Genomic DNA, 6,325 nt, shown 5'->3' with positions numbered 1-6,325 from the left:
ATTCTTGGCCGACAAGTTCGCCAAATGGCAGCTGCCCGAACGGTGGACGTTCATCGCCGAGGTCCCCAAGACCAGTGTGGGCAAGTTCGACAAGAAGCGGTTGCGCGCCCAGTACGCCGACGGCGACCTGGAGGTCACCACCCTGTCCTGACCCTGCTGCCCCGCGTCACCACTTCAGCATCGGCAGTGGTGACGCGGGGTGGCTGCGCACCCGCCGCGCGACCAGGGAGACGAGCTTGCGGTGGAAGCCGTGGTTCGGATAGCGCTTCGCCAGCTCACGGTAGGTTCCGCGCGAGACGCCGAACCGGCCGAGCAAGCCGAGCTCGACGTCGATCGCGTCGGCGCGCCGGAAGATCTCGACCGGGTCGTGCGGTGGGCCCGCCGGGCGGATCTTGTGATGCTGGTCGATCATCGCCACCACCAGTCCGGTCAGGTCGTCGCGGTCGATGCTCGCCAGCCAGGCGCGCGCCTGGTCGCACGAGGGCGCGAGGTAGTCGAAGCTGCCCGCCGACCAGATGCCGATGTCGTGCAGCACGGCCGCGGTCAGGAACTCCTCACGGGCGCTCGGCGGGGTTTGCCGGTCGTCGGCCAGCAGATCGCACAACGTGAGCACCCGCAGCACATGATTGGTGTAGGCGGCGCGGTCCGCCCCGAGCTGTTGGCGCCACGGCGCGAGCCGGGCCTCGACCTCATCGCGAAGATCGTTGCTGCTCATGGCGGTTCACCCTACGCGCAGCCGTCCGTGACGGGCGGCGGCGACGCGCGGGCACGGCGCCGCATACGCGAGAACACCCGGCGCGGGCGAAACGGTTTGCCGCGCCGGGTGTTCGATTCGGTGGATCAGCAGTTGCGCAGTTCCGGGCTCTGGTTGAGCAGCTGGGCCCGGGTGCCGATGAACGTGGTGTAGGTCTCGCCGCCGACCGAGGAGAGCGGGAACGCCGCGACCCGGTGGCAGTTCTGGAAGGCGAGCTTCACGCCGAAGTGCCGCTCCAGTCCACCGCGAATCGCGTCGGAAGCCATGGCGCGCAGCAGTTGCCCGCGCGCCACCTCGTCGGGCGGCGCGATCGTGTTGTCGGCGAATTCGGCCGTCCCGGAACGCAGCTCACCGGCTACGCGGCTGACCACTTCCCAGGCGTAGGGCAGCGAATTGCGTACGACCTCGACGAAGTCGGCGTCGTCGACCTCGCCGCGTTCGGCGCGTTCGAGTACTGCGGTGGGGACATCAAGGGACATGGCGCTCTCCTCCAGTGCTGAACGTCGATGCGATGCCACTGAAGTCTAAACGAAAGTCGTTGTCAATAATGCTGGATTCGGCGCGAAAGTGCCTTTTCCAGTGCGGCTTTCGTGTCGGCGGCCAGGGTCGAGACCAGTTCGCCCGCAGGTAGCTCCGGTGTCAGCTCATGGGTTTGGCCCGCCCAGAGGTTGACCTCCTCGGGGTTGCCCGCCGCCCGCGCCTCGGCTCGCAGCGGGGCGGTGGCGTAGTGGATCTCCGGGTATCCGGTCGGCGCGGTAGCGGTGTGCCGCACCAGGAAGCGGTTGCGCAAGCCGCGTGCCCTGCGTCCGGTGAAGGCGCGGGTGAGCATCGTCGGGGTGTCGGCGGTCAGCGCGGCGCGGTGCACCTGACTGGTGCCCGCCTCGGGGCAGCGCAGGAACACCGTGCCCAGTTGCGCGGCCGCGGCGCCCGCCGCGAGCGCGGCGGCGATGCCCGCGCCCGTCGTGAGGCCGCCGGTGGCCACCAGTGGCAGGTCGGTGGCGGCGGAGAGCAATTGCAGCAGCGCCAACAGCCCGAGTGGGTCGGTGGTGTCGTCGGCGGGCCGATCGGTGAACGTCGCGCGGTGCCCGCCCGCCTCCGCGCCTTGGGCGATGAGCACGTCGGCGCCCGCCTCGACGGCGACGCGCGCCTCGACGACCGAGGTGACGGTGACCCAGGCTTCGGAACCGGCGGCATGCAGCCGTTCGATGTCCGCGGCACTCGGGCAGCCGAAGGTGAACGACACGGCCGCGACCGGGTCGGCGACGAGCAGGTCCAGTTTGGCGTCCCAGTCGTCGGTGTCGAAGCGCGGATCTCCCAGCTGGTGTTCGGCGCCGAGTTCGGCCAGATAGTCCGCCAGATCGGCGGGAGGAGTCGGCGGGCCCGGCACGAAGAGGTTCACGCCGAACGGCTTGCCGGTGGCCGCGCGAGTCGCCGCGATCCGCGCCGCGGTGTCGGCGGCGCTCAGATAACCGGCGGCCAGCTGGCCGAAACCGCCCGCTTCGGCCACGGCGGCGGTCAGCTCAGGGGTGGAGGGGCCGCCCGCCATCGGGGCGAGCGCGATCGGAACGTCCAAGTCGTCGAGGATCACGGTTCGATTGTCGCGTATCTGGACATGTGACCCGGGCCTCACCAGCGTTTTTCCGCTGGAAGGTTGCGGAATGGTCACGACGCGGTAGAGTTCCCGTCACGACGGATGCCAAACCGTTATCCGCCCGGCTTCACCGGATCGTTATCGAACCGGTTCCGCTAGGGCTCCGGCATCCCGGACCCTGTTGTACGACCGAGGATTCAGCTTTGTCGCAGCACCGTGTAGGCCCAAGTTCCATTACCGTCCAGAGCCTCCTCGGCGACGGCGGCGAATCGGGCCGTCCGACGCGGCACCGCGCCGAGCCGTCCGCCACCGAACGAGTCAAGGCCGCCGCCACCGCGGCGGTTGCCGCGGGCGCCTTGATCGGCGCTGCCAGCCAGGTCGCTCCCGCGCTCGCTTACGCGTCGCCGCTGCTGCCCGGTTCGCACGATGCCGACGAGGAGACGCAGGCCGCGCCCTCCACCGTGAAGGGTACGAGCATCCTTCCGATCGTCGAGGCCAAGGCCGCCGCCGAGCCGGTCGCGCAGGCCGCGCCGGAGCCCGCCGCGGTCGCGGGCCAGATCGCCGCACCGGTCGCGGCGCCGTTCGGCATTCCCAACCTTCCCCCGGAGGTCATCGGTCCCTTGGCGCAGGCCGAGGAGGCCCTCAAGGGCGTGCAGCAGCAGGTCGCTCCGGCGTCCGCGGTGCGCCCGGTGGCCGGTGAGATCAGCTCCGGCTTCGGCAGCCGCTGGGGCGCCATGCATTACGGTCTCGACTTCGCCGACTCGCTGGGCGCGCCGATCCACTCGGTCAGCAACGGTACCGTCATCGAGGCGGGGCCCGCCTCCGGTTTCGGTCTGTGGGTGCGAATCCTGCAGGACGACGGCACCACCGCCGTCTACGGCCACGTGAACGAGATGTTCGTGCACGCGGGCCAGCGGGTGAACGCGGGCGACGTGATCGCCACCGTCGGCAACCGGGGCCAGTCCACCGGTCCGCATCTGCACCTGGAGATCTGGGACCAGTCGGGCGCCAAGATCGACCCGATGCCCTACTTGGCCGCCAAGGGAGTGCCCCTGGAGTGGGGCCCGTCGGCGCACTGACATTCCCTGTCCGGCTTGATATTCCGATCAGCGCACGGTTGCGCGCAGCGAAGCCTCCCGCGTCCCGGTGACGCGGGAGGCGGTTCGCGTCCTGGTCTCGTAGAGCTGCCCCACGGACACCGGTCGGTCGCTAGGCTCGGGCCGTGATCGAGCTGGGCGACATCTTCGAGCCTGGGTCACCGCACGGCCGCGCGTACGCCGTGCTGGTGCACCATCCGCGGTCGAGTCTCGCCGATATCGCGCAGTACCTGGGCGTTTCGGAAGACCTCGCCGCGGACTCGCTGGATGTGTTGTGTGAATTGCACGCCGCGGTCCGCGTCGAGTCGCCCGACGGCGAACCGCTGTGGGACGCGCACGCGCCGGAATCGTTGTCCGAAGCCGAGGCTCGGCGCAGGCAGCAGGAGATCAACCAGATGCACGCCGCCGCAGCACGCTTGAGCGAGACGTTCCGCTCGGTGCGCCGCTCGCCCCGCGGCAACGGCGCGGTGGTGCCGGTGTACGAGCGGCTGGAGATGCTGGCGGATTTCGAGGAGATGCAGACCGGCGCGCGCAGCTGCGTCAAGCTGGTCGAGCGCGGGCCCTATCTGAGCGATCCCGAGCGCGAGCGCCAACTGTTCGAACTCAAACGCGCCAGGCTCGCCGACGGCATCCGCTACCAGACCTTGTATCAGGACACCGTCTATCAGGACCCCGAGCGCCTGCGGCACGCGCTGTCCACCAACGCGGGCGGTGCGCAGGCCAGAACCCTGCCCGAGCCGCCGCTCAAATTGATCATCAGCGACGACGAGCGGGCCAGCCTGGTGCTGCACGCCGACGAACGCAGGCCCGACCCGATGGGTCTGCGCATCACCGGTTCCCCCACGCTCGAGTTGTTGATCAAGACCTTCGACGTGCTGTGGACGATGGCGGCGCCGATCTCGGTGAACCCGGCCGCGGAGGCGCTGGACGAACGCGACCGTGCGATCCTGACCCTGATGGGGCTCGGCGCGACCGATGACACCATCGCGCGGCGACTCGGGATGTCCCGACGGACGGTGGTCCGCCGGACCGCACGGCTGCTGGAGCGCCTCGGGGCGAGCACCAGATTCCAGGCGGGGGTGCAGGCCACGCGGCGCGGATGGCTGTGACCAAGCTCACCGATTCGGGCACTAGTGCAACACGATGGCATAAGTACCGATATAACGGCAGGGATCAGGCAAGACACCGATTCCAGGGGGGCGGATGGTGTCCTACGAGAGGACAGCACTCGACAAGGGGGATGCGGACCGTACCGACGGCATCCGCGGCAATCCAATACAGCGCGCGGGTTCAGTGGTCAGCCCCTTATATGATTGCTCGGTCCGCGCTGGCCCCGGATAACAAGCCCTGAGCAGGGTAGAGCCCGGGTCCTGGCTCGATCCGAGAGGTGAATGCACTCGAATGGAAACCGCCCGTCGCTCTGCTCGCGGTAGCCGTCGCCGCAGGTCGGGCAGTCCGCTTTTCGCGCAGCTGCTCACCGCCGCGGTCGAGTCCGCCGCCACCGAGGTCGCGATCCGGTTCAACCCCACGGGGGACCCGGCCGACGATCGGGAGCTCACCTACGCCGAGCTGGACGCGGCGTCCTCGCGGCTGGCCAGGGAGCTGATCGAGCGCGGTGTCGGGCCCGGCGACGTGGTCGCCATCGGAATCTCGCGCAGCGTGGAGTCGGTGCTCGCCGTCTGGGCCATCGCCAAGACCGGCGCGGCCTACGTGCCGGTGGATCCGACCTATCCCACCGACCGGATCAATCACATCGTCGCCGACTCCGGCGCCACGGTGGGTCTGACCACTTCGGCGCACCGCCCGGTGCTCGGCACCGGTGTGTACTGGATCGAACTGGACGACCCGGTGCAGGCCGCGCGCATCGCCGCGCGCCCGGAGCACCCCATCTCCTACACCGACCGGGTCCGTCCGCTCGACGAGCGGCACCCGGCCTATGTCATCTACACCTCCGGCTCCACCGGCAAGCCCAAGGGCGTCGTGGTCACGCACAGCGGTCTGGCCGGGCTGGTCGCCGCGGAGCGCGAGCACTACGGCGTGACGGAGGACTCGCGCGTTCTGCACGTCTGCTCGCCGAACTTCGACGTCTCGGTGCTGGAACTGCTGCTGGCCTTCTCCTCCGGAGCGACGCTGGTGATCGCGCCGCCGACGGTGTTCGGCGGTTTCGAGCTGGCGGATCTGCTGAGGCGCGAGCACGTCACGCACATGCTCATCACGCCGGGCGCCCTGGAATCGGTGGATCCGGCCGGACTGGACGACCTGCAGGCCGTGGTGGTGGCAGGTGACAAGTTCGGCCCGGAACTGGTCGGACGCTGGGCGGCCGAGCGCGAGTTCTACAACGGCTACGGGCCCACCGAGGCCACGATCCTGGCCACCAGCACGCCGCCGATGACGCCGGGCGAGCCCATCACGATCGGCACGGCCATCCCGGGCGTCGGCGCGTTCGTGCTGGACTCGCGGCTGCGGCCGGTTCCTGCCGGGGTGGTCGGCGAGCTGTATCTGTCCGGTCCCGCGCTGGCGCAGGGCTACCTCAACCGGCCGGGCCTGACCGCGGAGCGATTCGTCGCCAGCCCGTTCGGCGCCGACAGCGGCAACCCGGCGGCGCGGCTGTACCGCACCGGTGATCTGGTGCGACGCACCGAATCGGCCGGCCAGGACGGCGGCGTCATCGAATACCTGGGCCGCTCGGACTTCCAGGTGAAGATCCGCGGTTTCCGCATCGAACTGGGCGAGATCGACAACGCTCTCACCAGCCATCCGGATATCGACTTCGCGGCCACCCTGGGCAAGGCGCTGCCATCGGGTGCGACCGCACTGGTGTCGTACGTGCTGCCGCGCCCCGGCGCCGACCTGGACACCGACGCGGTCGCCGAGTACATCGGT

General features: G+C 69.7%; 6 protein-coding genes. 3 read left to right on the top strand and 3 right to left on the bottom strand.

Features of this window, described 5'->3' with window-relative positions; genetic code table 11:
- Positions 1-166 precede the first annotated feature (166 nt).
- The 3 genes from ACL03I_RS38975 to ACL03I_RS38965 form a co-directional block, all read right to left on the bottom strand.
- Positions 167-715 carry an HD domain-containing protein gene (locus ACL03I_RS38975; RefSeq protein ID WP_412808595.1) on the bottom strand — a complete coding sequence of 183 codons (549 nt, stop codon included), beginning with the start codon at positions 713-715 and terminating at the stop codon, positions 167-169.
- A gap of 125 nt (positions 716-840) precedes the next feature.
- Positions 841-1,233 carry an SCO5389 family protein gene (locus ACL03I_RS38970; protein WP_355081478.1) on the bottom strand — a complete coding sequence of 131 codons (393 nt, stop codon included), beginning with the start codon at positions 1,231-1,233 and terminating at the stop codon, positions 841-843.
- A 62-nt stretch (positions 1,234-1,295) separates the two neighbouring features.
- Complete coding sequence (locus ACL03I_RS38965; RefSeq protein WP_412808594.1) at positions 1,296-2,342, bottom strand: nitronate monooxygenase; 1,047 nt, start codon at positions 2,340-2,342, stop codon at positions 1,296-1,298.
- A 206-nt stretch (positions 2,343-2,548) separates the two neighbouring features.
- On the opposite strand from ACL03I_RS38965, the gene ACL03I_RS38960 reads away from it, so the two are divergent.
- From ACL03I_RS38960 to ACL03I_RS38950, 3 genes are all read left to right on the top strand, one after another.
- Positions 2,549-3,424, top strand: a complete 876-nt coding sequence (locus ACL03I_RS38960; protein ID WP_355081482.1) for a M23 family metallopeptidase — start codon at positions 2,549-2,551, stop codon at positions 3,422-3,424.
- 143 nt (positions 3,425-3,567) lie between these two features.
- Positions 3,568-4,551 (top strand): LuxR C-terminal-related transcriptional regulator, encoded by a 984-nt coding sequence (locus tag ACL03I_RS38955; protein ID WP_355081484.1) that lies wholly within the window; start codon positions 3,568-3,570, stop codon positions 4,549-4,551.
- 292 nt (positions 4,552-4,843) lie between these two features.
- Positions 4,844-6,325 (top strand): non-ribosomal peptide synthetase (locus tag ACL03I_RS38950; protein ID WP_412808593.1); only part of this gene is annotated, 1,482 nt, incomplete at its 3' end.

Origin of the sequence: Nocardia sichangensis (assembly GCF_047200615.1) — a bacterium.
GTDB classification, from domain to species: Bacteria; Actinomycetota; Actinomycetes; order Mycobacteriales; family Mycobacteriaceae; genus Nocardia; species Nocardia sichangensis.
This window is presented reverse-complemented; position numbering and strand designations above follow the sequence as displayed.

What these genes read in the sequence shown, in the direction of transcription:
- ACL03I_RS38975 (WP_412808595.1), bottom strand. Translation starts at nt 715, where the DNA reads ATGAGCAGCAACGATCTTCGCGATGAGGTCGAGGCCCGGCTCGCGCCG.
- ACL03I_RS38970 (WP_355081478.1), bottom strand. Translation starts at nt 1,233, where the DNA reads ATGTCCCTTGATGTCCCCACCGCAGTACTCGAACGCGCCGAACGCGGC.